This window comes from Mycolicibacterium smegmatis (genome assembly GCF_001457595.1).
GTDB classification, from domain to species: Bacteria; Actinomycetota; Actinomycetes; order Mycobacteriales; family Mycobacteriaceae; genus Mycobacterium; species Mycobacterium smegmatis.
On record NZ_LN831039.1, the window covers coordinates 4,719,351 to 4,745,018 of the forward strand.

Genomic DNA, 25,668 nt, shown 5'->3' on the forward strand with positions numbered 1-25,668 from the left:
CGGGGGCCGATGAGCGAAAGCCCCCGTCGCCCGAGCGTTCGCTGGGTAACAGGGGGCTTCCGAGATGACGCGAAAAGTGATGCGGGCTACTTCTTGCCGCCGAGCAGACCGCCGAGGATCTCACCGATGGCATTGCCCTGACCGCCGCCGAGCACGCTGCCGAGGATGCTGCCCAGCGGGTTGTTGTTGGCGCTCTGGTTGGCCTGCTGGCCGCCGGAAGCCATACCGCCGAGGATGCTGCCGAGGATGTCGGCCAGGCCGCCGCCGGACGCCTGCTGCTGCGCCGGGGCGTTCTGCTGCGAGAACTGCTTGCCGATGTAGGCGAGCACGATCGGCGCGAGGATCGGCAGGACCTTCTTGATCAGGTCGCCGTTGCCCGCGCCGGTTCCAGCCAGCGCGGAGGCGACGGCGTTGCTGTCGTTGCCGCCGAACAGGTGGGCCACGAGGTTGTCGCCCTGCTTCTCGTCGACGTCGTCGACGTTGACGCCGCCGTCGAGCAGACCGCTGGCGGCCTGCTCGGTGACCGCGGACTCCAGCGGAGCCGAGTCGATGTCATCGGCGGCGACGTTCTGCTGCAGACCGCCGACGAGCGCGGGAACCAGGGTCTTGATGGCCGCGGTCACCTCGCCTTCGTCTGCTCCGACTTTGTTGGCGATGTCCGCCACCGGGATCTGGGCGAACAGTTCGTCGAGACCGGCCATGATTGTTCCCACCTTCGTTGCTGGTGTGTTTGCGTACTCGGCGATGACACTAGTCCACACGGCCCGCTGTCACGCGCCTTCGACGCGGCCAGATCCATATTGCGGCAACGCCCGTGCGCATCAGTCCAGCTTCGTGGTCTCCAGCACAACCCCCGCCGCGGGCAGCCTGGTGAGCAGCGCATCGCCCATTGCTGCGGCCGGGGTCAGCACGCCGTGCAGGCCGGAAAGCTTGTCGCGGTCGGTGGCCAGTGCCAGGCCGCATTCACCCAGCAGCACCGCGGTCGCCTTGTACCCGGGATCGCCCTGCTGGGCCATGGTCGCCACGTAGCGGGCGCCCGAGGTCGTGGTGGTGTAGGTCTCGACGCGGTAGTGCCCACGTTCGCGGGTCTGCTCGCTGGGCCCGGTGCCCGGCTTGGGCAGCACACGCTCGAGCAGACCCGAGGGAATCTTGTCGAAGAACCGCCCACCGAGGCCCATCGTCGCGGCGTTGGACGCCGTGACCAGTGCCGCCGCGATCGGCGCGGCCGGCGAACGGCCACAGCTCATCTGCTCTGCGTAGGCGAACCTGCGGCCGTACGCGTAGTCCAGCAACGCATTGCTGCGCCGCACGATTCGCGTGTTCGGACCGGCCATCGCGAATGCCCCGGTCCAGTACCCCGCCAGTTCGGGCGCGATCTCGCTGCCGCGGCGCCACCGCACGTCGGGCTGATCCCCCAGCTCGGGCTCGCGGCTGCGGTCGGGGCTCAGCGTGTACGGATCGGTCATCGCCGCGCGAGCGGCCGGATCGGTCGACGACGTACGCAGCACCTCGATCATCGACGCCGCGGTGCCACCCGAGACACCGCCTGCGAACGAACGCAGCACCAGATCGGTGTCGACGAGTTCGCCCGCGCCGTCGGCGGTGGCACGCCGGTGCAACGCGAAGACCGTCAGATCGGAAGGCACGGAATCGAATCCGCACGAGTGCACGATCCGCGCGCCGGTGTCGACTGCCTGCTGGTGATACCGGTCGATGCTGTCGCGGATGAACATCGTCTCGCCGGTCAGGTCGGCGTAATCGGTGCCCGCGGCCGCGCACGCGGCGACCAGCGGCAGGCCGTAACGCGTGTAGGGGCCGACCGTGGTCACCACGACACGGGTGCGCGCGGCCATGTCCGCCAGCGTCGACGGGTTGTCGGCGTCGGCGATCACCAGCGGCCAGTCGGCCGCGGCACCGCCGATGCTGTCGCGGGCGGCCTGCAACTTCTCGGCCGACCGGCCGGCCAGGGCGATACGCGCGTCACCGGCGGCGCCCGCCAGGTATTGCGCGGTCAGCTTGCCGGCAAACCCGGTTGCGCCGTACAGGACGAGGTCGAACTCACGCTGCGTCACGGCCCCGACGCTACCCGAGCAACTCCGGCCACTGTGCGGGCTCGTTACGCAAGTTCTCGTCGAGGAACGCGGTGACCACCTGATACCAGAGCTTGGCGTGCTGCGGTGTGAGCACCCAGTGGTTCTCGGCCGGGTAGTAGAGGAACCGGTGCGGACTGTCCCCGTTGTCGTCGGCGGGCAGGGCCGATTCGGTGAGCAGTTCGTACCACAGCCGCAGGGCCTCACCGATGGGCACGCGGTAGTCCTTGTCGCCGTGGATCACCAGCATCGGGGTGTTGATCTGGTCGACGAACCGGTGCGGTGAATTCCGTTGCATCATCTCAGGCGTCATCTCCCGCGCCCACCAGTAGGCGCCGTCGGTCGTGGGCGCGAACTGATCGAGCGCCCACAGGCTCGCGTGTGTGACGATCGCGTCGAACCGGTCGGTGTGACCGGCGACCCAGTTCGCCATGTAGCCGCCGAACGAGCCGCCCATGGCCGCGGTGCGCGACGCGTCGACACGCGGATGCTCACATGCGGCATCGGTCGCGGCCATGAGATCGGTGTAGGGCGCCTCACCCCACGCACCCCAGCCGCGTGCGATGAAGTCCTGGCCGTAGCCCGTCGACAGCGCGGGATCGGGCATGAGCACCGCGTAGCCGTGCGCGGTCAGCAGCCACGGGTTCCAGCGCCAGTGCCAGGTGTTCCAGCTGCCCAGCGGTCCGCCGTGCACCCACAGCACCAGCGGCGCGGGATCGGTGGACTCGGGCAGCGTCAGCCACGAGCGCACGGGCGTACCGTCCTCGGCCGTCGCGGTGATCTCGGTGAGGCTGCCGGGCAGTGCGGGTGCGTCGAAGCACGGCAGCTCGGTCACGGTGCCGTCGGGATCGATGCGCACCGGATGCGGTGGGACGGCGTAGGAACTGCGCAGCGCGTAGATGATCCCGCCGGGCGCCGGGCAGACATCGGTGTAGGTGTGATCGTCGTCGGTCAGCCGCGTCACGGTCCCGGTGTCGGGGTGGACGGAGAAGACGGGTCCGCGGCCGTTGTCGTCCGCGGTGACGATCAGGGCCGACGCGTCGGCAGACCAGGCCAGCCACGACGGCCACCGGTCCCATTCGGTGGCCACTTCCGCCCACTCGCCCAACTGTTCGTCGTCGTTACCGAATCGCATGCAGCACAGGGTGATTCGTGGTGGCTCTGTGGGTGTGGAGTGCGTTTCACGGGTGAACGCGAGCGCGCCGCCGTCGGGCGCGATCACGGGATGTTCCAGGTCGGCCTGCGGATCCTCGGCGATCGTGGTCCGCGCCCCGGTCTCCCGGTCGATGCGGACCAGCGTCGAGCGGGTCGCCGCGCCGGGTGCCGGCACGTGCCAGGTCGCCACCACGAACGCACCGTCGGGGCTGACGTCGAATGTGCTCTCCCGCAACGCGACACCCGGGCGCTCGGTGAGATTGCGTGCGCCGTCGGCATCGAACAGATGGGGCAGGTCGGGCCCGAGGTCGTGGTCCCACTGCCGCACCGGATATCCGGTGTGCAGGATGGCCGACACCTTGTTGTCCTTGCGCGCCTTGCGCAGTGACCGGTCGGCCTCGACGTCCGCGGCCGACGGCAACAACGGTGCTGCCACGACGGTCACGTCCGCTGTGCGGGCGCTCGCCGCCGCGCTGACACCACCGGGCAGGCTCAGCATCTCGTGGGCCTCCCCGCCGTGCGCAGGTAGCCGCCACAGCGCGGCGGGCGGTTTCTCGTCGTCCTCGGTGGGCCGGACCGCGAGGAACAACACGTCGCCGTCCGCTGTGAACACCGGCGCCGATTCCCCTTTGAGCCCGCGGGTCAGCCGGCGCGCCGGTTGCTGCCCGGCCGGATCCAATTCCCATAACGCGGTGACGAATTCGGTCCGTTTCGCATTGAGTGTGCTGACCGTGGTGACCACGCGCGTGCCGTCCGGCGAGACTGCCAGTCCAGAAACTCGCGGGAGGTCGAGATAGGCGTCGAGGTCGTGAAACGGCGTGGAATTCATGCTTCGTTGCTAGCACATCCGGACTTCATCCGGATTTAACGCGAGGTGATCGGCGGGACACACAGCAAGGGTTAGCGTACGACCGGTACACCGTCAGTACCCCGGAAATCCTACGAAGAAACACCCCTTTCAACTCCTTCCCCCTGCGGAGGTTTTTGTGCCACCTGACGTACAAGACGCCCTCGACACGATGGCGACGATCAACAACGAGTTCTACTACTGGGTGTCCATCGCGTTGATGTTCCTCATCCACGCGGGGTTCCTCGCCTACGAGGTCGGCGCATCCAGGTCGAAGAACGTGCTTGCCACCGCGATGAAGAACCTGCTGGCCCTGGCCACCATCATCGCGTCCTTCTACTTCGTCGGCTGGTTCCTCTACAACGCGATGCCCAGCGGGTTCATCGAGTTCAACGAGGCAGCCAAGGCTGCGCTCCCGTGGGGCGACAACATGGGGCCCAACGTCCAGGACTCGGCCAGCGGCATCTTCTGGGGCGCGTTCGCGCTGTTCGCCGCGACCACCGGGTCGATCATGTCCGGCGCGGTGCTCGAACGCATCCGCACCAGCGGATTCCTCATTCTCACAGTGCTCGTCGGTTCGGTGACCTGGATAATCGGCGCCGCGTGGGGCTGGCACGGCGCCGGCTGGATGCTGACCAAGCTGGGCTTCCATGACGTGGGTGCCGCGGGCTGCGTCCACATGATCGCGGGCTTCGCGACCCTCGGCGTTCTGATCAACCTCGGTCCGCGTATCGGACGCTTCTTGCCCGACGGCACCCCGGTGACCATCCGTCCGCACAACCTGCCGCTGACCATGCTGGGCCTGATGCTCATCTTCACGGGCTTCTTCGGCTTCCTGATGGGCTGCATCATCTACGCGGGCGACGGCCTGACGACCATCTACGCGAGCCCGACGACCATGAGCGCGTTCGCATTCAACACCCTGATGGGCCTGGGCGGTGGCATCATCGGCGCCTACCTGACATCCAAGGGTGAACCGTTCTGGACCATCTCGGGTGGTCTGTGCGGTGTCATCGGCGTCGCCGCGGGCATGGATCTGTACCACCCGACGCTGGCCTTCGTCATCGCGTTCGGTGCCGGTGCGGTCGCTCCGTTCATCGGCAGGCTGCTGGAGAAGTTCAAGATCGACGACGTGGTTGGTGCGGTTTCCGTGCACGGCGGCATCGGCCTGTACTCGCTGCTGATGTCCGGCATCTTCCTGCACGGCTACCCGAACACCGGTGGCAACCCGTCCATCTCGTTGTGGGGCCAGGCGATCGGCGCCGCGGTGTTCGCCGCTCTGGGCTTCATCCCGACGTACGTCGTTTCGCTGGGACTCAAGAAGGTTGGGCTGCTGCGCATCCCGAAGGAAGTCGAGGAGCAGGGCCTGGACCTCACCGAGGTTCCCGCCACCCCGTACCCCGAGGGCATCCCGGTCACGGCCATGCCGGTCAACGGCAACGGCCATGCCAAGACCAACGGCAAACTCGTCACCACCGCGGAGGTGTAACTTATGTTCAGTCCGATCGACAGTTACGACGATGCCTCGGTGGTCTTCACGTTCGGCGGATACTCCGTGGGCGTGTGGGTCTTCTTCCTCCTCTCACTGGCGCTCTTCGTGGGCTTCTTCGTCCGGATGATCCAGCACGAGAACAGGGCGTACAAGGCCATCATCGAGCACAAGCCCGTCGAACCCGGGCCGGCCGCCGAAGGCGAACCGACCCCCTACTGATCCCACCGGATTGTCAACCGAACACAACCGAATACGACGAGAAGCGCCCCGGCCATTCGGCCGGGGCGCTTTTCTCGGTGATCTCTAGTGGCGTGCAAGCCATTCCACGGCGCGGTCGCGGTAGCCGATGATGCCCTTGTAGTCGGCCATGTCATCGGGCAGGTCGGCCAGCACCGCCGCGAGCCGGTCGCGCCACGGCCCGACCGTGGCGATGTCGGCGAACGGCAGCATGTACGTGCGGATCAAAAAGCAGATCGCGCCCGACTCCGGCAGCCGGATCAGGTGCTGCAACTCGACACGCAGATGCACCAGGCGGCCGAACGTCTCGTCGTCGACGCCGTTGATCATCGCCCGGTCCGGGCCCCATTCCGGGTACCGCTCGGTCGACACGTCGAGTTTGCGCCCGATGGTGAGCGTCCAGTTGGTGCGCCGGTAGGTTTCGCCCGGCTGCAACCGCATCAGGAACTGGCGTGCGCGGGTGATCACACCGGTCTCCCGCAATCGCGGTACCGGGCCGTGGATCTCCAGGAACGTCATCCCGACGTCGAACCCGAACGACCAGTCCGCGGCGAAGGTCACCACGCCGGCGTCGCCGAACAGATCGTCGTCACGCTGGTCGAGCAGCACGATGTCGTCCTGCACCTGCCCGGCGATGTAGGCCAGCGGTTCGGACGGAAGCGTCGACTCGTCACCGTAGGTGAAGCTCTGCGAGATCCCGAGACGCTTGTTCTCCCAGTGCCACACGCCGTCGCTCTCGGTCAGTGACATGGTGTCGGGGTAGGCCGTGGCCATCTCCCGCATGAGCGTCACCATGGCATCCCAGCACGCCGCGCGCATGTGCGGCAGCACGGCGTACCGGGTCGGGTCGGCTGCGAGAATCTCTGCGCGCTGGGCGAGTTCGTGTTCGTACTCGCTGTCGATGTCGACGACGCGTTCGCCCCACTGTCCCGCAGGCGTCGAGACCGCTCCGCCCGCGGGTTCGACGTTGGTGCTGTAGCGGTACCGGTCGGTGGGGAACGGGAACGGAAAGGTCTCCACCAGGTCGGGTGCGGACAGCCGTTCGGGCGTGATGGTCACAGGGCGAGCTCCAATCGTTCTCCGGCGGCGCGGGATACGCACGCCATGAGCGCATCCCCCGCCTGCTTCTCGTCGTCGCTGAGGTACGTGTCGCGGTGCAGGATGTCACCGCGGGCCACGGGGATCCGGCACTCGCCGCACACCCCCTGCCTGCACAGGTTCGGCACGTTCTGCCCGTTCTTCTCAAGGGCTTCGAGCAGTGAAACCCCCGAGGGGACGGTGAGGGTCTGCCCCGTCCCGGCGAGTTCGACCTCGAACGGTTCACCCGCGTCGAGCGCGTCGACGCCGAACCGCTCGGAGTGGATCCGGCTTGGGGGCCAACCCAGTTCGCGCGCCTGGGCGATCACGTCGTCCATGAACGTGCCAGGTCCGCACACGTACAGGTGGGTGCCGATCGGCTGGCTGATGAGCGCCGCGGTGAGTTCGGAGTGGAACCGGTCGCGGTCGGTGCAGACCCGTGCGGGCATCCCCAACTGCTCGACCTCGTCCAGGTAGGCGCCACGTCCCGCGCGGTGGATGTAGAGGAGTCGGGCGTCGGCGCCCCACCGCTTCGCGCTGTACAGGTGCGACATCATCGGGGTGATGCCGATGCCCGCCGCGACCAGGAGGTGCCGACGCGCCTTGTGCACCGGGGCGAACGCACTGCGTGGCGCGCTCACGTCGATGGTCTCGCCGATGCGCACCTCGTCGTGGATCCAGCGAGAACCACCGGAACCGTTCGGGCACAACAACACCGACACGACGTAGCGCATCGGGGACACTCCGTCACCGGTCAGCGAATAGGCGTTGGCGACATCACCGCACTGGAGCACCACGTGGCTGCCCGGCGGGTACGACGGCAGCGCACGACCCTCGGGATGTGCCAGGCGCAAGGTGCGCACACCCGGCACACTGTCGTCGATCTCGGTGATCACCAGTTGCATCACGGGTTGTGTCACGGGGTCACCACCTGCTGCTCGGCATCCACCATGTATCCCAGGAACGCACCGGCCCGGCGCGAAACGTGGTAGTGCACCACGAGTTTGCGCCCGCATCCGGTGCAGCCCACCAGGCCGTCGATCTCGACCGCGGCGGTGGTGACGGCGCGGCAGTGCGTACAGAACACGTCGCGGTGGGCGACCTCGGTGCTCGCGATCGTGATCTCGTCGTCGGCGATACCGTGCGCGAGGGCGTGGGCACGCACACGCAGATTCAGGTGAGCGGGGCCGGCGGTCATCAGTCGCCAGCCCACCACCGCGGTGGCGACCGCCGCGTCGATGACCGCGCGGGCCTGCTCGTCGGTGTCGACGCGGTGCACCTCGACGCTGTTGCGGTGGTCACCGAGTTGACCCTCCCACCGCGTGATCACGTCCTGGGCGTGACCGATCGCGATGATTGTCCAGGCCCGTCCCGACGTATCCGCGTCGGGCACGGTGGCGGTGATGGTCCATGGCGGCACGCTGGTCAACTCCAGAGCAGGTCTCATCGGCCCTTCCTTCCGGTGGCCCGTTCGGGACACCTCGGGTAAACACGTATCGCCGCCAGGAAACCACCGGTTGGTTTCGCCGTTGTGAAGTCGATGTCTCAACCTTTTGACGGCCTGGCCGAATCCCGCGCACCAGCCCGGTTGCGGCCCCGATACATTCGACGGATGGCTGCGTCGTTCCTTGTCGTCGGTGCGGGCATCACCGGTCTGGCCACCGCGGCCGCACTGCAACGCCGGGGCCATGACGTGTGCGTCGCCGAGGCGCGCGCCGACACCGCCTCGGGTGCGGGCATCAGCATCTGGCCCAACGCACTGGCGGCGCTCGACGCGATAGGGCTGGGAGATCCGGTGCGCGCGGCCGGAGGTCGCGTCACGGCGGGCGCGCTGCGATGGCACGACGGAACATGGCTGCGCCATCCGGCCGCCGAGCGGATCACGCGTGCGCTGGGCGAGCCGCTGGTGGTCATCCGCCGTCGGGTGCTCACCGAGATCCTCTCCGGTGCGCTCGCACCGGGCACCGTCGTTCACGGGCTCGAGGCGCACACGGTCGAGACGTGCGCATCCGGCATCCGGGTGACGTTCTCGGACGGTTCGGTGCGCGAAGCGTCCGCGGTGGTCGGGGCCGACGGCGTCGACTCGGTCGTGGCGCGCCATCTCAACGGTCCGCTGCGGCGCCGCTATGCCGGGTACACGGCGTGGCGCGGTATCGCCGCGCACCCGCTCGACCCGGAACTGTCCGGGGAGACCATGGGTGCGGGTGTCGAGGTCGGGCACGTGCCGCTGGGCGCCGACCACACGTACTGGTTCGCGACCGAACGCGCGTCGCAGGGGCAGCGCTCACCCGACGGAGAACTGACGCATCTGCGCAGGCTGTTCGGATCGTGGGCCGAGCCGATCCCGCAACTGCTGGCGGCGACGGACCCGGCCGACGTGCTGCGCAACGATCTCTACGACCGCGAGCCGGCCCGCTGCTGGGCGCGGGGCCCGGTGGTGCTCGCAGGCGATGCCGCCCACCCGATGCGACCGCATCTGGGTCAGGGTGGCTGTCAGGGTTTGGAGGACGCGGCGACGCTGGCCGCCCTCGTGGCGCGGGAGCCGGATCTGCCGACGGCGTTCGCGCGGTTCGCGACGCTGCGGCGCCGACGGGTGACACGCATGGTGCGCACGTCGCGCATGATCGGCCGGATCGTGAATCTGCGGCCCGCGGTGCTCAGCGCGGCGGCGAGTCGCGCGACCGTGCTGGTGCCCGAGGCCGTGCTGACCCGGCAGCTGGCGTCGATCGCCGCGCGGTCGGCGTTCACGCCGGTGGACTAGCGACCGAAGGCGCCGAGCGGGTCGAGCAGGGTCGAGCACAGCCGGCGCAGGTCCAGGATGCCCAGGACCGCCCCGGGACGCACGGCACTGCAGCCGCTGCCCGCGGCCGGAGCACCCGCGCCACCACCCCAGACGGCCGGGACGCCGCCGCGGGCACCGCACTTCGGCCATGCCGCCAGACCCTGGGTGCGCAGGACGTTCTCGGCGACGGCGATCTGCTGTTCGCGCGACGCGGTCGCCGGGGACCCGACGCCGCCGTGCGCGGCCCACGTGGACTGCTTGAACTGCAGGCCGCCGTAGTGGCCGTTACCGGTGTTGGTGGACCAGTTGCCACCGGATTCGCACGCGGCGATGGCGTCCCAGTTGACGCTGTCGGCGGCCGCGGTCGCCGGGGACAGGACCATGGGTCCCATCGCGAGTGCGCCTGCCAGCGCGGTGAGCCCGAAGGCCCTCTTCACTGCCGTACAAACGTTCATCATCATCGTGGCCCTTCCCCGACCTCCGACACGAGGACCGCGAACATACGTTGGTCACATTTCTGCAACCGCGCGATCACTAATGGGTTCGCGTGAGCCACGTCACGCGTTACACAGGAGGCTGAAGTTTTTTTCGGGGCGGGCGTTCTTCAGGTGGCAGAAGGGCCTGGAGAGGAAACAGAAACGGTGCCGAGCAATGCCCGACACCCGCTTCTGACCTGCTCGAAAGCAGCTTCGACTAGCCGCGCTTGCCGCAGACCGGCCAGGCGCCGATGCCTTGGGTACGCAGCACGTTCTCGGCGACGCGGATCTGCTCGGAGCGCGAGGCCTGGTGGGGCATGCCCGCGCCACCGTGGGACCGCCAGGTGCCCAGGTTGAACTGCAGGCCGCCGTAGTAGCCGTTTCCGGTGTTGATGGACCAGTTGCCACCCGACTCGCACGAGGCGATGGCGTCCCAGTTCACGCTGTCCGCATTGGCGGTGCCGGCACCGAGCGCTACGGGAGCCACAGCGAGCGCTCCAGCGACAATGCCCAGCCCAAACGTCTTGCGGATGTTCTTCACTTCGTTCCTTTCGCCAAGCGCGCGCCATCCACACCCGTTCACACGGGAGCGGCTACCTGTGTCCAGGCAGGAGGGGTTGGTTCGCGCCATCTCGGTCAGGCACGAAAGGGGGAGCTCGAACGCTCTGCCGGGTGTCAGACCCGGCTCCCACGGGGCGTTACGCCTCCGCGGCCCCACTCACACGCAGGTTCGTGGTTTTGAAATTGTTTGCCCTCATCGGGGCTCGGGTAGAAACCTACAAAGGTCTCGAAGCGAAGTCATGTCGGTGTCGGACCGATCCCGGGCAGATAACGGTCCGATAACGACTCGATGAGATAAACGTTCATGCAGGTCATGTTGCGGATTCGGCGACCTGCACGAACAAGCCCTGGGACAATTAAACGTGAGGCAGATCACGATCATTTTGTGAACTGGGTCACCGAAATCTGTCTCGGTATGTGGGTCAGTGAGCCGGCACACAGCGTCATCGCGGACTTTGGGCACCAAACATGCAGGTAGACGGCAATCCGCACGCCCAAGAGGCCTCAGCTGGCGACTTTTTCGTTCGCTGCCAGACCACCTCTCGGACGGTCGGGCAGCCGGCCGCGAAAACCACTGGGACACAGGGTGATAACGGCCCGTGGCGCGACGCGGTTCGGGACTTCGACTCTGGCCGGGGCATCTCTCGTACGCCGGGAGAGACCTGTAATCCGTAGGCGTACAGCGGGTTTCGGCACAAAGAGGGCGGCCGCACCCGCGGCAGAACGCACGCCGAGACACGCCCGCACCCCTTGCCGATGCAACAAACCCCGTGGTCAGCGACCGCGTGGTTAGTTAGGCGGGCTAGCGCATCCCCCGCCCCGGCACTCCCCGGCGAAATACCGCCCGCGAAACACCTCCGAAACATCAACGGAGCCAGTAGGTCTCATGACCCTATTTGACGACCGCCGCACCTCCCAGGCCCGGAAGCCCGCAATCAAACGGCCCGGATAAAACCGCCGAATATCGGCAATTTATCTCGAAACGATAAATTCAGGCCAGATCGCGGACAATTTCGCAATTTGCTGAAATCGAGCACGCATATTCGGTCACGGTAGATCGTCCGGGGTGTTCACGTTGGTGAGCGCCTTCTGCGGCTCCATCACGAGCCGCTGCGTGTCCACGCGGTCGGCGAGCGCACGCATGCTGCGCTCCCCCGCCCCGACCAGGTCGCCGATCGTCGTCGCCAGGTCGGTGCGGTAGATCCCCGCCAGATAGTGGTCGCGGCCGTCCCACGGCAGCACGATGTCCACGCCCAGCCGCCGTGCGGGGTCGACGAGCGTGTCGATGAGCTCGGCGGACAGGTACGGCATGTCCACCGCACACACGAACGCCAGCTCGCAGCCCGCTTCCGCGGCCGCGCGCAACCCGCGGCCTGCGGCCACCAACGGCCCGACACAGCGCACCTCGTCACGCAGTACCTGCGCGGGCAGGTCAGGGAGCGGCTGGCCCGGGGCGGCGATCACGAACACCGGCGCGCAGCGCTGGGCGACCGCGGCCACCACACGCTCCACCAGCGTCGCGCCGTCGAACACGAGGGTGGCCTTGTCCCGCCCCATACGACGCGAAGCCCCGCCCGCCAGCACTACGGCGGCGAGCGGGGCTGCGCTCAAATCGTCTCGGTCAGTACCTTCAGTCGACAGTCCAAGTGTCTTTACCACGCAGCAAGGATTGCAGAGCGGCGGTGTCGTGGGGCCTGGATTCGATGGCAGTGGCCACCTGCTGACGCGCGGCGTCGTCGTAGGTGGGGCGGCTGACCTTGCGGAAGATGCCCATGACCATGTGGTCCAGGTTCTGCTCGGACAGGCGCGACAGCGCGAATGCGTATGCCGGATCGTCGATCTGGGCGTCGTGCACCACGATGTCGTCGGCCGAGACCTCGGCGGTCTTGGCGATCTCCAGGCCGTAGCCGGACTTGACCACCGCGTACTCGCCGTCGGCGCCGAACGTGATCGGCTCGCCGTGGGTGAGGTTGATCAGGCGCTCCTCGGCGCCTTCCTTGCGCAGCGCATCGAACGAGCCGTCGTTGAAGATGGGGCAATCCTGCATGATCTCCACGAGTGCCGCGCCGCGGTGCTCGGCCGCGCCGCGCAGCACCTCGGACAGGCCCTTGCGGTCGGAGTCCAGCGCGCGGCCCACGAACGTGGCCTCGGCGCCCAGTGCCAGCGACACCGGGTTGAACGGGTAGTCCAGCGAGCCCATCGGCGTCGACTTGGTGATCTTGCCGACCTCGGAGGTCGGTGAGTACTGACCCTTGGTCAGGCCGTAGATCCGGTTGTTGAACAGCAGGATCGTGATGTTGATGTTGCGGCGCAGCGCGTGGATCAGGTGGTTGCCGCCGATCGACAGCGAGTCGCCGTCACCGGTGACGACCCAGACCGACAGGTCGGGACGCGCGAGCGCCAGACCGGTCGCGATGGTCGGCGCGCGGCCGTGGATCGAGTGGAACCCGTAGGTCTCCAGGTAGTACGGGAACCGGCTGGAGCAGCCGATGCCGCTGACGAACGCGATGTTCTCGCGGCGCAGACCCAGCTCCGGCAGGAAGTTGCGGATCGTGTTGAGGATGACGTAGTCACCGCAACCCGGGCACCACCGGACCTCCTGGTCGCTGGTGAAGTCCTTGGCCTTCTGCGGCTGGTCGGTGGTGGGCACCAGGCTCATCTTGGTGAGGCCGGCGTCCGTCAGTCCGAGGTCCGCGCCAGCTAGGTCGGTCATGCGTTCGCTCCCACAGCAGACTCTTCATTTGCCTCGCCCTCGACGGTGGCTGCCGCCAGCCGTGCGAACTTGGCCTTGTCGTTTTCCTTCTCGGCCAGGGTTCCGTCGAGCGCCGCATCGATGATGCCCTCGATCTCGTCGGCCAAGAAAGCCATGCCCTCCACCTTGGTGACCGACTGCACGTCGACCAGGAACCTGCCGCGCAGCAGCAGCGCGAGCTGGCCGAGGTTCATCTCGGGCACGACCACCTTGGGGTAGCGCGCCAGCACCTCGCCGAGGTTGGCCGGGAAAGGATTGAGGTGGCGCAGGTGCGCCTGGGCCACCTTGATGCCCTTGCGGCGTGCGCGACGGCAGGCCTCGCCGATCGGGCCGTAGCTGCTACCCCACCCGAGCATGAGCAGTTCGGCGTCGCCGGTCGGATCGTCGACCTCGAGATCGGGCACCGTGACGCCGGCGATCTTCTCCTGGCGCAGCCGGACCATGAGGTCGTGGTTCTTGGGCTCGTACGAGATGTTGCCCGAACCGTTGGCCGATTCGAGGCCGCCGATGCGGTGCTCGAGGCCCGGCGTGCCGGGGATCGCGAACTGGCGGGCCAGGGTCTCGGGATCGCGCGCATACGGCTGGAACGGCTCGCCCGCCTTGGCGAACGTGTGCTCGATGCGCGGATAGGTCGTGATGTCGGGGATCCGCCACGGCTCGGAGCCGTTGGCCACCGCGCCGTCGGACAGGATGATGACCGGCGTGTGGTAGTTGATGGCGATCCGCGCGGCCTCCACCGCGATGTCGAAGCAGTCCGACGGCGACCGCGGGGCCACAACCGCGACCGGCGACTCGCCGTTGCGCCCGAACAGCGCCTGCAGCAGGTCGGCCTGCTCGGTCTTGGTGGGCAGACCCGTCGACGGGCCGCCGCGCTGGACGTCGATCACGATCAGCGGCAGCTCGGTCATCACCGCGAGGCCGATGGCCTCCGACTTGAGCGAGACGCCGGGGCCCGACGTGCTGGTGACGCCGAGGGCGCCGCCGTACGACGCGCCGATCGCGGCGCCGATACCGGCGATCTCGTCCTCGGCCTGGAAGGTCAGCACGTTGAAGTTCTTGTGCTTGGACAGCTCGTGGAGGATGTCCGAGGCCGGGGTGATCGGGTAGGTGCCCAGCACCACCTGCAGGTCGGAGAGATGCCCGGCCGCGACGATGCCGTAGGCAAGCGCGGTGTTGCCCGAGATCTGGCGGTACTCACCGGCGGGGAGTTTGGCCGGCGACACCTCGTAGGTGGTCGCGAACGCCTCGGTGGTCTCGCCGTAGTTCCAGCCGGCCTTCAGCGCCAGCACGTTGGCCTCGGCGATCTCGGGCTTGCGGGCGAACTTCTCACGGATGAAGGCCTCGCTGGCCTCGAGCTCGCGACCGTACATCCACGACAGCAGCCCGAGCGCGAACATGTTCTTGGCGCGTTGGCCGTCCTTCTTGCTGGCGCCGATCGATTCGACCGCGCCGAGCGTCAGGGTGGTCATCGCGACGGAGTGCACGACGTAGTCGGACAGCTCGTCGGTCTCCAGCGGGTTGGCGTCGTAGCCGACCTTGGCGAGGTTGCGCTTGGTGAACTCGTCGGAGTTGGCGATGATCAGGCCACCGCGCGGCAGATCCGACACATTGGCCTTGAGCGCGGCGGGGTTCATCGCGACGAGCACGTCGGGCCGGTCGCCTGCCGTGAGGATGTCGTAGTCGGCGATCTGGATCTGGAACGACGAGACACCGGGCAGCGTGCCCTGAGGTGCTCGGATCTCGGCCGGATAGTTCGGCTGGGTCGCCAGGTCGTTGCCGAACAGCGCGGCCTCGGAGGTGAACCGGTCACCGGTCAGCTGCATGCCGTCGCCGGAGTCCCCGGCGAAGCGGATGACCACCTTCTCGAGCTTCTGCCGCGGCGCGGCGCCTGTGCCGTTGCCGTTGTCACCCACGGCTCCCGCCTTTCACGCGTTCTTCGGTCGATCGCCCGCGTCACCTGGCACATTGCCGTGTGCGGCCGTGTGCGATTTCTCCCCAGGATCGGACCCACCGAATTTTGATGTCACTACCAGTACCGATTATTGCATTGCTCTTAGGCTCGACCTCACCGCTCGCCCCCGCGACACGCGGGCGCAACATACCGGTATCCCCAGTTCACTGACGTGTTGGAGCCGGGTTCGAGACAAAACTGTGGTTTTCGTCACGGTGCGAGAATGCCATTCTCTAAGAAATCGGGCTACCCATCGGTAGTCACGCGCACACTCGGTGAGCCGTACTTGACACGTGTCGAGTTTATCAGGGGTTATGTGCTGTCAGACGCGGTCGGCGGGTTCGACGTGGACCCGCTTGTCGAGTTCGCGCGCCACGAGGCCGCTGGCCAGCTCGGCGGCCCGTCGCGGATCCGCGCCCGCGGCACGGTGTGCGACGTAACAGGCCGTGAACATGTCCCCGGCTCCGGTGGTCTGGACGCCCAGCACGCGCCATGCGGCGGGCACCCGCACGCGGTCGCCGTCGACGAAGATGTCGCAGCCCTCCGACCCGTAGGTCACCAGGATCTCCGGCACGCCGAGGCGCTGGGCCGTGGCGGCGGTGAACGGACCGTCGGCGACGATGACGGCCTCGTCCTCGGCGAGTTTGAGGATGTCGAGGTGCGTCAGCAGGTCGGCCGGGAAGTGGCGGTCCTCGACGAGCGGCCCCAGGCTGTCCGCCCGCACCAGCCCCTGACCGTCATAGGCGATGCGGTGGCCGCGCTCCACGAGCGCCGCGAGCGTCTCGGCCGGGAAATCGGTGCGCAGCAGCGGCGCGAGATGCACCCACGTCGTCGCCGGATCGGCGGCCTCGACGTCAGCGGGTGACCACACCGGGCCGATCGCCTCCACACCCATGTGCCGGTGGTCGGTGTCGTCGTAGTCGAGCCGGAACGAGCTGGTGACCGCCGACGGCAGAATCTGCACGAGCGGCCCGAACCGCTCCTGCAGGCCGTCGAACAGCGAGTGGTCGCGTTCGGCGCCCATCGCCACGATGCGGCCGACACCGCCCGCGGCCTGCAGCGCGACACCCGCGAACGACGCGCAGCCGCCCGGGCTGGGTGGTGCTCCATTGATGATGTCGATGGCCAGATTGCCCAGCACCGTCACGCCAGGGACTAACTCTCGTGGCATGAACTGGGTCCCTCGGTCGCAATCGATGTCAATACATTCTGACGCCGGCGGATCGTCACATGCGTCGGCCGAAATGGTAGCCGCACATCCTGAACGCCGATCCGGGTGCTCACCCGGACGGCTCACATCGGCAGGTTGTAGGGGGTCACCACCTGGATCGGCGCAGGGCGCACGGGCTCGGCGGGCAACGCCCCGTGCTGCTGCAGGATCAGCCGCATCGCCAGGCGCGCGTCCGCGCGCAGATCGTTGTGCAGCACGGCCGAGATCCGGCCGTCGCGCAGCAGACGGCGGTTGTCGACGTCGAGGTCGTGGGCGATGAAGACCTTGCAATGCCGGCCCAGCCGGTCGAAGGCCGCGACGGTCGCGGTGTTGCCGCCTCCGGGCGAGTAGACGGCGCCCACCGAGGGGTTGCGCTCAAGGGCCTGCAGCACGAGGCGTTCGTTGGTGGCGTCGATGCCGTCGCTGTCGGTGACCTCGACCACCGTGCGGCCGGAGGCACGCAGACCCGACCGGAAACCCACCTCGCGCTCCCCCTCGCCACGGAACACCGTGCGGCTCAGGGTGATCAGCACATCGGCCGGATCGGCGCCCAGCCACTGCTCGATCAGGTAGGCGGCGGTGGCGCCCGCGCCGTGGTTGTCGATCCCCACGTATGCGCAGCGCGCGCTCGTGGGCACGTCGGTGGTGTAGGTCACCACGGGAACCCCCGCGGCCACCAATCGGTCGACGGCCTCCACGACCTCGGGTTCGTCCGCGGCCTTGAGCACCACACCGTGGCTGGACTTGATGCGCGCCAGGGTGTCGACCATCTGCGCGGTCGAACCCGACTCCCACAGATGGAACCGGGCCCTCAGCAGCGCGGGCGCGAACGCGGGCAGCTCGGCCTCGACCGCCGTGCGGAACGCGTCGGAGAACCGCCTCGGGGTCTGCATCACCACGTCGATCAGGAAGCGCCTGCCGTTGAGACGCAGCTGTGCGCGCTGTTTGTCCAGGTCGGCGATCGCCTGCCGGACCTCGGCGCGCGTGTTCTCCCGCACCCCGGGCCGGTTGTTCAGCACACGGTCGACGGTCGCCTCGCTCAGGCCGCACTGCTGCGCGATCTCGCGGACCTTGTACCGGTGCGCCATGCGGTGCCTCCACCCCGATCTTGAGGGATTTTTGATGGATATTTGCCGTTGATTGTGGCACATCGCACAGCAAGACTGTCAGCCATGACCTCATCGCTGGGCTCACCGGTGCGCTCGACGGGAAGCACCCGCCGCGGCGCGTTCATCGACGAATCCGATTGCTCTCTCGACGATTTCCGGGCGGCCGTCGCTCGCACCACCGATGCGGCCGACTACCCCCACGCCACCGAGATCCGCAGCAACGTGCCGGTCTACACCGCCGCGGCGCTCGACGGCACCGACGACGGCAGGCGCCGCGCCGTGCAGACCGAACTGATCGCCGCACTGTCCGACGGCCCCGGCGTGGTGCTGTTCGAGAACGCCTTCGATCCCGCCGTGGTCGATTCCGCCGGCGAGGCGTTCACGGCGCTGATCGAACAGCAGCGCGCGGCAGGCGGTGCCGCGGGTGATCACTTCGGCGCGGCCGGCGCCAACGACCGCGTGTGGAATGCCGCGCAGAAGCTCGCACTGCACAGCCCGCGTGTCTACGCCGAGTACTACGCCAACGACATCCTGGCGCTGGTGTCCCAGGCCTGGCTCGGTCCGCGCTACCAGGTGACCTCTCAGGTCAACGTCGTCAATCCCGGTGGCGCCGCACAGGTTCCGCACCGCGACTACCACCTGGGGTTCGTGACGCCCGGCGCGCTCGCGGCGTACCCGGCCCATATCCACCGGTTGTCACCCGCGCTCACACTGCAGGGCGCGGTGGCGCACTGCGACATGCCGGTCGAGAGCGGCCCGACCATGCTGCTGCCGTACTCGCAGACGTTCGAGGCGGGCTACATCGCGTTCTACCGCCCGGAGTTCATCGAGTTCTTCGCCGAACACCACGTCCAGTTGCCGCTGCGCACCGGGGACGCCGTGTTCTTCAACCCGGCCCTGTTCCACGGTGCCGGGGCCAACACCTCGACCGGCATCCGGCGCATGGCGAACCTGCTGCAGATCTCGTCGCCGTTCGGTCGGGCCATGGAGGCGCTGGACCGCACGGCGATGATCCGCGCGGTCTACCCCGAATTGCTCGCCATGAAGGCCGCGGGCCGCCCCGAGCACGAACTGGCGAACGTCATCAACGCGACCGCAGAGGGCTACGCGTTCCCCACCAACCTCGATCTCGACCAGCCCATCGGGTCGCTCGCGCCGCCCAGTCAGGTCGACACCGTGCTCGAAGCACTCGCCACCCGCCGCACCCCGGCGGAACTCGACACCCTTCTCTCACAACAGGATGAACGGAGAATCCCATGACCACGCTCGGCGTAATCGGGTTGGGCCGCATAGGCGCCTTCCACGTCGACACCCTCAGCAGCCTCGACGGCGTCGACGGCCTCGTGGTGGCCGACGAGCGGCCTGACGCGGTTGCCGCGGTCGCCGCCAAACACGGTGCGAAGCCCGCTGATTCGGTCGAGGAACTGCTCGATTCCGGTGTCGACGGCGTCGTCGTCGCGGCCGCGACCCCCGCCCACGCGGAACTGACACTGGCCGCCGTGCACCGGGGCCTGCCGACGTTCTGCGAGAAGCCGATCGCCGCGACCGCCGCCGAGAGCGCGCGCGTGGCCGAGGCGATCGCGCGCTCGGGGGTGCCCGTCCAGGTCGGCTATCAGCGCCGGTTCGACGCCGCGTTCGCCGCGGCCAAGCGCGAGGTCGACTCCGGATCGCTGGGGGCGCTGCACACCGTGCGCAGCACCACCATGGATCCCGCTCCCCCGTCGATGGACTACATCAAAGGCTCGGGCGGCATCTTCCGCGATTGCGCCGTGCACGATTTCGACGCGCTGCGCTGGATCACCGGGCAGAACGCGGTCGAGGTGTACGCCACCGGCACCGTGCAGGGCGACCCCCGCTTCACCGAGTACGGCGACGTCGACACGGCTGCGGTGGTGGTGCGGTTCGACGGCGGCGCGCTCGGCATCGTCTCGGCGGCCCGCTACAACGCGCGCGGGTACGACTGCCGTCTGGAGGTGCACGGGTTCGACAACTCGATCGTCGCCGGCTGGGATCAGGGCACGCCGCTGCAGAACATGGACCCGCGCAACGACTTTCCCACCGGGCCCTACCACCACTTCTTCATGGACCGGTTCACCGAGGCGTTCCGCAGCGAGCTGGCCGGGTTCGTCGAGGTGGTCAAGGGCAACCCGATCCCCGGAGCCACCGTGGCCGATGCGGTCGAGGTGGCCTGGATGGCCGAGGCGGCCACCGAATCACTGCGCCGAGGCGCACCCGTGCGGATCGAGGAGGTCCGGAACTCATGACCGATCTGAAGATCGCCGGCGCACCGATCTCGTGGGGCGTGTGCGAGGTCCCCGGTTGGGGTCACCAACTGGACCGCGCGCGTGTGCTGTCCGAGATGCGCACCGCGGGCCTGACCGCGACCGAACTGGGGCCCGACGGCTTCCTGCCATCCGACACCGGTGAGCTGACGGCCCTGCTGGGCGCACACGACCTGTCGTGCGTCGGCGGGTTCGTGCCCGTGGTCCTGCACGACGCCGGGCACGACCCGGCCGACGACCTGGCCGGACCGCTGGCGTCGTTACGCGCCGCGAACGCCGGTGTGGTGGTGCTGGCCGCGGCCACCGGCGCCGACGGCTACGACTCCCGACCGACGCTGAGCGAAAGGCAGTGGGCCACGCTGCTGTCCAATCTGGACCGCCTGGCGCGGATCGCCGACGAGGCCGGACTGCTGGCCGTGCTGCACCCGCATGTGGGCACCATGGTGGAGACCCGTGAGGATGTGGACCGAGTGCTCAACGGATCGCAGATCCCGCTGTGCCTGGACACCGGGCACCTGCTGATCGGCGGCACCGACCCGCTCGAACTCGCCAAGGCGGTACCGCACCGCATCAAGCACGCCCACCTCAAGGATGTGAACGCCGCGCTCGCGGCGCGCGTGCGCGCCGGCGAGGTGAGCTACACCGACGCGGTGCGGGCCGGGATCTACACGCCGCTGGGCACCGGGGACATCGACATCTCCGGCATCGTCTCGGTGCTGCGCGACAACGGTTTCGACGGCTGGTTCGTGATGGAGCAGGACACGATCCTCGATACCGAACCCACCGACGAGGGTCCGCTGCGCGACGTCCGCACGAGCGTCGCCTACCTCGGTACGCTGACGGCATGACCGGACTTCGCATCGGGATCCTCGGCGCGTCCCGCATCGCCGAGAAGGCCATCGTGGGACCGGCCGAGGATCTCGGACACCGACTGGTGGCCGTCGCCGCGCGGGACCGGCGCCGCGCCGAGGCGTTCGCCGAGAAGTACGGGGTCCAACGCGTACTGGACTCCTACCGCGATGTGGTCGAGGACCCTGACGTCGACATGGTCTACAACCCGCTGGCCAACGGACTGCATGCGCCGTGGAACCTCGCGGCGATCGCGGCAGGAAAGCCGGTGCTGAGCGAGAAACCGTTCGCGCGCAACGAGTCCGAGGCCGCCACGGTCGCACGGGCGGCCCGCGACGCCGGGGTGCCGGTGCTGGAAGGCTTCCACTACCACTTCCACCCGGTGACGCAGCGCGCGTTCGCCGTTGCCGCAGGCGGCGAGCTGGGCGAGATCACGCGCGTCGAGGTGCGGATGGCGATGCCCTCCCCCGCCGACGACGACCCGCGGTGGTCGCTGGACCTCGCAGGCGGTGCGGTCATGGATCTTGGCTGCTACGGCATTCACGTCATGCGTGCGCTGGGCGCCATGCGCGTCGACGGTCTCGGCGGCGAGCCCAAGGTACTGGGCGCGCGGGCCGAGGAACGCACGCCGGGTGTGGACGCCTGGTGCGAGGTCGACTTCGTCTTCCCCGAGGGCGGCACCGGTGTCAGCACCAATTCGATGGTGGCCGACGACTACTCGTTCACCATCACGATCACCGGTAGCGACGGCGAGGCCGTGGTGCACGACTTCATCCGGCCGAATCTCGACGATCGCCTCACGGTGATGACCGGATCCGGTGTCCGCGTCGAGCATTTGGGCACGCGGCCGTCGTACACCTACCAACTGGAGGCGTTCGCCGCGCACGTGCGCGACGGCGCACCGCTGCCGTTCGGTGTCGACGACGCCGTGACCAACATGGCGTTCGTCGACAAGGCGTACCGGGCGGCGGGGTTGGCGCCGCGATGAGCTTCGATTTGGCGGTGTGCGCCGAGATGGTGTTCACCGATCTCGACATCGTCGAACGCGTGCGCCGTATCTCGGATCTGGGCTTCGCCGTGGAGATCTGGAGCTTCGCCGACAAGGACACCGATGCCCTCGCCGCCACGGGAGCGAAGTTCTCGTCGATGACGGGATACCTGCACGGCGATCTCTACGACCCCGACGGTGCGCGCGAGGTGGTGCGCACCGCCCAGGGGGCCGTGAAAGCCGCTGAGGTGCTTGGTGTTCCGCGACTCGTCGTGCATCCCGGCGAACTGGTGAACGGGCAGGCCGCCCGGCCCCGGCAGCGTGTGACCGGCGACATGTGGCTCGCGGCGCTGCGGGGCCTGGAGGCGCTGGGTGAACTGGGTGCCGACGCCGGTGTGACGTTCTGCCTGGAGAACCTCAACACGATCGTCGACCACCCCGGCGTGCCGCTGGCCCGCGCCAAGGACACGCTGGCCCTCATCGAAGGTGTCGGGCATCCGAACGTCAAGATGATGCTGGACCTCTACCACGCCCAGATCGGTGAGGGGAACCTCGTCGAGCTGGTGCGCCGCGCGGGCCCGGCGATCGGTGAGATCCAGGTGGCCGACGTTCCGGGACGCTGCGAACCCGGCACGGGCGAGATCCACTACCCCGCCATCGCGAAGGCGTTGCGCGACAGCGGATACCGCGGCACCGTGGGGATGGAGGCCTACGCCAGTGGCGACAGCGTCGCGGCGTTGGAGGCGTTCCGGGCAGCCTTCACACTGCCGTAGGGATCAGTAGCGGGCGTCGCCGGCCAGCAGCGCCGGGAACACCGTCGAGGTCTCCCCGTCGACGGTGGTACCCGCGAACTGCAGGGACGCACGCACCTCGCCGTTGACCTCGGCGGGATAGCTCAGCACCGGCGCCGACGCCTCGTCGAGCAGCTTGAGTTGCTCGGAGGTGAGTTCGACGCCGAGCGCCTCCACGTTCGACTCGAGGTGCTCCATGCGCCGCGCGCCGATGATCGGGACGACGGTGCCGGGCCGCGCCCGCAGCCACGCCAACGCCACTGCGGCCGAGCTGGTTTCGAGTTCGTCGGCGATGCCTGCGACCGCCTCGATGACGTCGAAATCCGACTCGGAGGGGCCGCCGCCGACGAAGGCCGCCCTGGCCGAGTCGACGGCTGCGGAGTCGCGCCGGTACTTGCCGGACAGAAACCCGTTCTTCAGCGGACTCCACGGCACCAGCGCGATGCCCTGATCCTGCGCGAACGGGGCCACTTCACTTTCGACCGTGCGGGCCAGCAGCGAGTACTCGACCTGCAGCGCGATCAGCGGCGTCCATCCCCGCAGCATCGCCATGGTCTGCGCCTGTGCGGTGACCCACGCCGGCGTGTTGGAGAAGCCGATGTAGCGCACCGTGCCCGCCCGCACGAGATCGTCGAGGGTGCGCATGGTCTCCTCGATGGGCGTGTTGCGGTCCCAGTTGTGCAACCAGTACACGTCGAGGTAGTCGGTCTGCAGACGGCGCAGCGTGTCGTGCAACTGGTGCAGGATGGACGAGCGGCCCGCCCCGCCGCCGTTGGGGTCGCCGGGGAACATGTTGCCGAAGAACTTCGAGGCCAGCACCACGTGCTGACGGCGGCCCGGGGTGCGGGCGAAGAAGTCTCCGAGGATCTTCTCGGAGTGACCGTTGGTGTAGAAGTTCGCGGTGTCGATGAAGTTGCCGCCGCGGTCGAGGTAGGCCGACAGGATGCGCTCGGAGTTCTCCACCGAGGTTCCGACGGCACCGAAATCCTCTCCGAAAGTCATCGCGCCGAGCGCGAACGGGCTGACCCGAAGGCCTGATCTGCCGAGGGTGACGTACTGGTCGAGAGTCATCGAAGTGCTCCTTCATCAAGGGAATTGGATGACTCCATACAACCCCGCGCGGAGATCGGGCGGTAGCGCGATACTCTCGAACTCTTGCACAATCCTGCTGATTTCTCGACGATCAGGCGGATCGGATGATTGGGTGAGGGCATGCAGACCGAGCGAGAACTGCTGACCGAGATCTGCGAGCGCATCGACAGACATGCGCGCGGCGACATGCACACACGCATCGACGGCCTGCTGCTGTCGAAGGCGGCCGGATCGTCGCGACCCGACTACACGGTGACCGAACCGCTTCTGGTGGTGATGGCCCGGGGCGGCAAGCGCATCATGGTCGGCGACGAGGTCTACGAATACCGCACCGGTGAGATGCTGATCGTCACCGCAAGCCTGCCCGTCACGGGGCACTACCTGGAGACGGACCAGCCGTCGCTGGGCATGGGGCTGGAGTTGCGCCCGGCCGCGCTGGCCGAACTGGCGCTGCGCGCGCCGGCCCGCCCCGCACTGCGCACCGGTTCGGCCGGGTCCGCGATCGCCGTCGGGAACGCCGACGCCGAGATGCTCGATGCCGCAGCGCGACTGCTGCGGCTGCTCGACCGTCCGGATGACGCACCGGTGCTCGCGCCACTGGTCGAGCAGGAAATCCTATGGCGTCTGCTCACCGGGCCGCACGGCGACACAGTGCGCCAGATCGCGCTCGCCGACAGCGCCCTGACCTACATCAACCGCGCGATCACCTGGATGCGGGACAACTATGCGAGCCCCGTGCGGATCGAGGACCTCGCGCGGATGGCGGGCATGAGCACCTCGGTGTTCCACCGCCACTTCCGTGCCGTGACGGCCATGAGCCCCCTGCAGTTCCAGAAGCGGATCCGATTGCAGCAGGCCAGGTCTCTGCTCGTCTCACAACCCGGTGACGTCGCCGCGGTCGCGCACCTCGTCGGCTATGACAGCGCGTCGCAGTTCACCCGCGAGTACCGGCGCATGTTCGGCGCCCCACCCGGACAGGACGCGGCCCGGCTGCGCGCGGCACACGCCGCCGAGCCCGCGCTCCTGCCCTGAAAACGCCACGAGCGTGGGCCCTGTGCACGCTTCTGCGGGAATTTCCGTGCACAGGACCCACGCTCGGCGGGTGTCTACTTGCGGCCCAATTCGTGGCTCAGCGCCTCGAGTTCGTTGCCGCCTGCCATCTCCTGTGTGAGGGTCTCCAGCGAGATCTCGTCGTAGGTGCAGTCCAGCTTCTGCCGCCCACGGTTGAGCAGGATGAAATGGTCACCGACCATGTACGCGTGGTGCGGGTTGTGCGTGATGAAGATGACGCCGAACCCCTGCTCCTTGGCAGCGGTGATGTACCGCAGCACCATTCCCGACTGCTTGACGCCGAGTGCGGCCGTCGGCTCGTCGAGGATCAGCACGCGCGCACCGAAGAAGATGGCCCGCGCGATCGCCACGCACTGACGCTGACCACCCGAGAGCGACCCGATGGGCGCGTCGACGTCGGGCAGGTCGATGCCCATCTTCTGCAGTTCCGAGATGGTGGTCGCACGCATGCCGTTGATGTCGAGTGACCTCAGGATGTTCTTCTTGCGCAGTTCGTTGCCCAGGAAGAAGTTGCGCCACACCGGCATCAGCGACACCACGGCGAGGTCCTGGTACACCGTGGCGATGCCTGCGTTCAACGCGTCCTTGGGGGATTCGAACACCGTGGGCTTGCCGTCGATGAGCACCTCGCCCTCGGTCGGCTTGTGCAGGCCCGCGATGATCTTGATCAGCGTCGACTTGCCCGCGCCGTTGTCACCCAGCACGCACGTGACCTCGCCCGCGCCCACGCGCAGGTTGATGTCCTTGAGCGCGATGATGTTCCCGTAGCTCTTGCCGACGCCTTTGAACTCGACCAGTGGCACGGCACCACCCGACGGGGTCTCGGCGATCGGGGCCTCAGCGGTCGTACTCATCT

At 68.1% G+C, this 25,668-nt stretch carries 24 protein-coding genes; 9 read left to right on the plus strand and 15 right to left on the minus strand.

What is annotated here, in order from left to right; genetic code table 11:
* Positions 1–86 precede the first annotated feature (86 nt).
* From AT701_RS22595 to AT701_RS22605, 3 genes are all read right to left on the minus strand, one after another.
* Positions 87–701 (minus strand): DUF937 domain-containing protein, encoded by a 615-nt coding sequence (locus AT701_RS22595; RefSeq protein ID WP_058126637.1) that lies wholly within the window; start codon positions 699–701, stop codon positions 87–89.
* 120 nt (positions 702–821) lie between these two features.
* On the minus strand, positions 822–2,072 hold the full coding sequence (locus AT701_RS22600; RefSeq protein WP_003896009.1) for a saccharopine dehydrogenase family protein: 1,251 nt from the start codon (positions 2,070–2,072) through the stop codon (positions 822–824).
* A 10-nt stretch (positions 2,073–2,082) separates the two neighbouring features.
* Positions 2,083–4,074, minus strand: a complete 1,992-nt coding sequence (locus AT701_RS22605) for a S9 family peptidase (protein ID WP_058126638.1) — start codon at positions 4,072–4,074, stop codon at positions 2,083–2,085.
* Between the two features lie 157 nt (positions 4,075–4,231).
* Here AT701_RS22605 and AT701_RS22615 point away from each other — a divergent pair, with 157 nt between their 5' ends.
* Positions 4,232–5,581, plus strand: a complete 1,350-nt coding sequence (locus AT701_RS22615) for an ammonium transporter (RefSeq protein WP_003896012.1) — start codon at positions 4,232–4,234, stop codon at positions 5,579–5,581.
* Positions 5,582–5,584: 3 nt separating this feature from the next.
* The gene (locus AT701_RS22620) at positions 5,585–5,803 is read left to right on the plus strand and encodes a hypothetical protein (protein WP_003896013.1); all 219 of its coding nucleotides are present in this window, start codon (positions 5,585–5,587) and stop codon (positions 5,801–5,803) included.
* A gap of 84 nt (positions 5,804–5,887) precedes the next feature.
* Here the strand turns inward: AT701_RS22620 and AT701_RS22625 are convergent, their stop codons facing one another.
* Genes AT701_RS22625 through AT701_RS22635 form a run of 3 tightly spaced genes read right to left on the minus strand, consistent with a single transcriptional unit; the run spans position 5,888 to position 8,345 of the window.
* Entirely contained in the window at positions 5,888–6,880 is a 993-nt protein-coding gene (locus AT701_RS22625) for a heme-dependent oxidative N-demethylase family protein (protein ID WP_011729976.1), read from the minus strand.
* Entirely contained in the window at positions 6,877–7,818 is a 942-nt protein-coding gene (locus AT701_RS22630) for a PDR/VanB family oxidoreductase (protein ID WP_011729977.1), read from the minus strand. Before AT701_RS22630 ends, AT701_RS22625 begins: the two co-directional genes overlap by 4 nt.
* Positions 7,815–8,345, minus strand: coding sequence for a dimethylamine monooxygenase subunit DmmA family protein (locus tag AT701_RS22635; RefSeq protein WP_058126639.1), 531 nt, complete (start codon positions 8,343–8,345; stop codon positions 7,815–7,817). The genes AT701_RS22630 and AT701_RS22635 overlap by 4 nt, the downstream gene beginning before the upstream one ends.
* 165 nt (positions 8,346–8,510) lie before the next feature.
* Between AT701_RS22635 and AT701_RS22640 the strand changes: the two genes are divergently transcribed.
* Positions 8,511–9,659, plus strand: coding sequence for an FAD-dependent oxidoreductase (locus tag AT701_RS22640; protein ID WP_003896017.1), 1,149 nt, complete (start codon positions 8,511–8,513; stop codon positions 9,657–9,659).
* Here AT701_RS22640 and AT701_RS22645 read toward each other — a convergent pair.
* The 7 genes from AT701_RS22645 to AT701_RS22675 form a co-directional block, all read right to left on the minus strand.
* Positions 9,656–10,138, minus strand: a complete 483-nt coding sequence (locus AT701_RS22645) for a transglycosylase family protein (protein ID WP_174519684.1) — start codon at positions 10,136–10,138, stop codon at positions 9,656–9,658. The genes AT701_RS22640 and AT701_RS22645 overlap by 4 nt on opposite strands.
* A gap of 235 nt (positions 10,139–10,373) precedes the next feature.
* Positions 10,374–10,697 (minus strand): transglycosylase family protein, encoded by a 324-nt coding sequence (locus AT701_RS22650; RefSeq protein ID WP_003896019.1) that lies wholly within the window; start codon positions 10,695–10,697, stop codon positions 10,374–10,376.
* Positions 10,698–11,764: 1,067 nt separating this feature from the next.
* Positions 11,765–12,274: a molybdenum cofactor guanylyltransferase gene (gene mobA / locus AT701_RS22655; protein WP_058126640.1), complete on the minus strand. Its 510-nt coding sequence runs from the start codon at positions 12,272–12,274 to the stop codon at positions 11,765–11,767.
* A 73-nt stretch (positions 12,275–12,347) separates the two neighbouring features.
* Entirely contained in the window at positions 12,348–13,430 is a 1,083-nt protein-coding gene (locus AT701_RS22660) for a 2-oxoacid:ferredoxin oxidoreductase subunit beta (RefSeq protein WP_036453479.1), read from the minus strand.
* A complete protein-coding gene (locus AT701_RS22665; protein WP_058126641.1) occupies positions 13,427–15,382 on the minus strand; it encodes a 2-oxoacid:acceptor oxidoreductase subunit alpha in 1,956 nt (651 codons plus the stop codon). Before AT701_RS22665 ends, AT701_RS22660 begins: the two co-directional genes overlap by 4 nt.
* Before the next feature lie 360 nt (positions 15,383–15,742).
* Positions 15,743–16,567, minus strand: coding sequence for a PfkB family carbohydrate kinase (locus AT701_RS22670; RefSeq protein WP_011729982.1), 825 nt, complete (start codon positions 16,565–16,567; stop codon positions 15,743–15,745).
* Between the two features lie 146 nt (positions 16,568–16,713).
* Complete coding sequence (locus AT701_RS22675) at positions 16,714–17,718, minus strand: LacI family DNA-binding transcriptional regulator (protein WP_011729983.1); 1,005 nt, start codon at positions 17,716–17,718, stop codon at positions 16,714–16,716.
* An 84-nt stretch (positions 17,719–17,802) separates the two neighbouring features.
* Here AT701_RS22675 and AT701_RS22680 point away from each other — a divergent pair, with 84 nt between their 5' ends.
* From AT701_RS22680 to AT701_RS22700, 5 genes are read left to right on the plus strand one after another with little or no spacing between them, the layout of a single operon-like run.
* On the plus strand, positions 17,803–18,999 hold the full coding sequence (locus AT701_RS22680) for a phytanoyl-CoA dioxygenase family protein (protein ID WP_011729984.1): 1,197 nt from the start codon (positions 17,803–17,805) through the stop codon (positions 18,997–18,999).
* Positions 18,996–20,003 (plus strand): Gfo/Idh/MocA family protein, encoded by a 1,008-nt coding sequence (locus tag AT701_RS22685; RefSeq protein WP_003896026.1) that lies wholly within the window; start codon positions 18,996–18,998, stop codon positions 20,001–20,003. The genes AT701_RS22680 and AT701_RS22685 overlap by 4 nt, the downstream gene beginning before the upstream one ends.
* On the plus strand, positions 20,000–20,869 hold the full coding sequence (locus tag AT701_RS22690; protein WP_058126642.1) for a sugar phosphate isomerase/epimerase family protein: 870 nt from the start codon (positions 20,000–20,002) through the stop codon (positions 20,867–20,869). The genes AT701_RS22685 and AT701_RS22690 overlap by 4 nt, the downstream gene beginning before the upstream one ends.
* Positions 20,866–21,858 (plus strand): Gfo/Idh/MocA family protein, encoded by a 993-nt coding sequence (locus tag AT701_RS22695; protein ID WP_058126643.1) that lies wholly within the window; start codon positions 20,866–20,868, stop codon positions 21,856–21,858. Before AT701_RS22690 ends, AT701_RS22695 begins: the two co-directional genes overlap by 4 nt.
* On the plus strand, positions 21,855–22,631 hold the full coding sequence (locus AT701_RS22700; RefSeq protein ID WP_058126644.1) for a TIM barrel protein: 777 nt from the start codon (positions 21,855–21,857) through the stop codon (positions 22,629–22,631). Before AT701_RS22695 ends, AT701_RS22700 begins: the two co-directional genes overlap by 4 nt.
* A gap of 3 nt (positions 22,632–22,634) precedes the next feature.
* On the opposite strand, the gene AT701_RS22705 is transcribed toward AT701_RS22700, so the two are convergent.
* Entirely contained in the window at positions 22,635–23,720 is a 1,086-nt protein-coding gene (locus AT701_RS22705) for an aldo/keto reductase (RefSeq protein WP_058126645.1), read from the minus strand.
* A 141-nt stretch (positions 23,721–23,861) separates the two neighbouring features.
* On the opposite strand from AT701_RS22705, the gene AT701_RS22710 reads away from it, so the two are divergent.
* The gene (locus AT701_RS22710) at positions 23,862–24,773 is read left to right on the plus strand and encodes an AraC family transcriptional regulator (RefSeq protein ID WP_058126646.1); all 912 of its coding nucleotides are present in this window, start codon (positions 23,862–23,864) and stop codon (positions 24,771–24,773) included.
* Between the two features lie 74 nt (positions 24,774–24,847).
* On the opposite strand, the gene AT701_RS22715 is transcribed toward AT701_RS22710, so the two are convergent.
* Positions 24,848–25,666: an ATP-binding cassette domain-containing protein gene (locus AT701_RS22715; protein WP_058126647.1), complete on the minus strand. Its 819-nt coding sequence runs from the start codon at positions 25,664–25,666 to the stop codon at positions 24,848–24,850.
* Between the last annotated feature and the right edge of the window lie 2 nt (positions 25,667–25,668).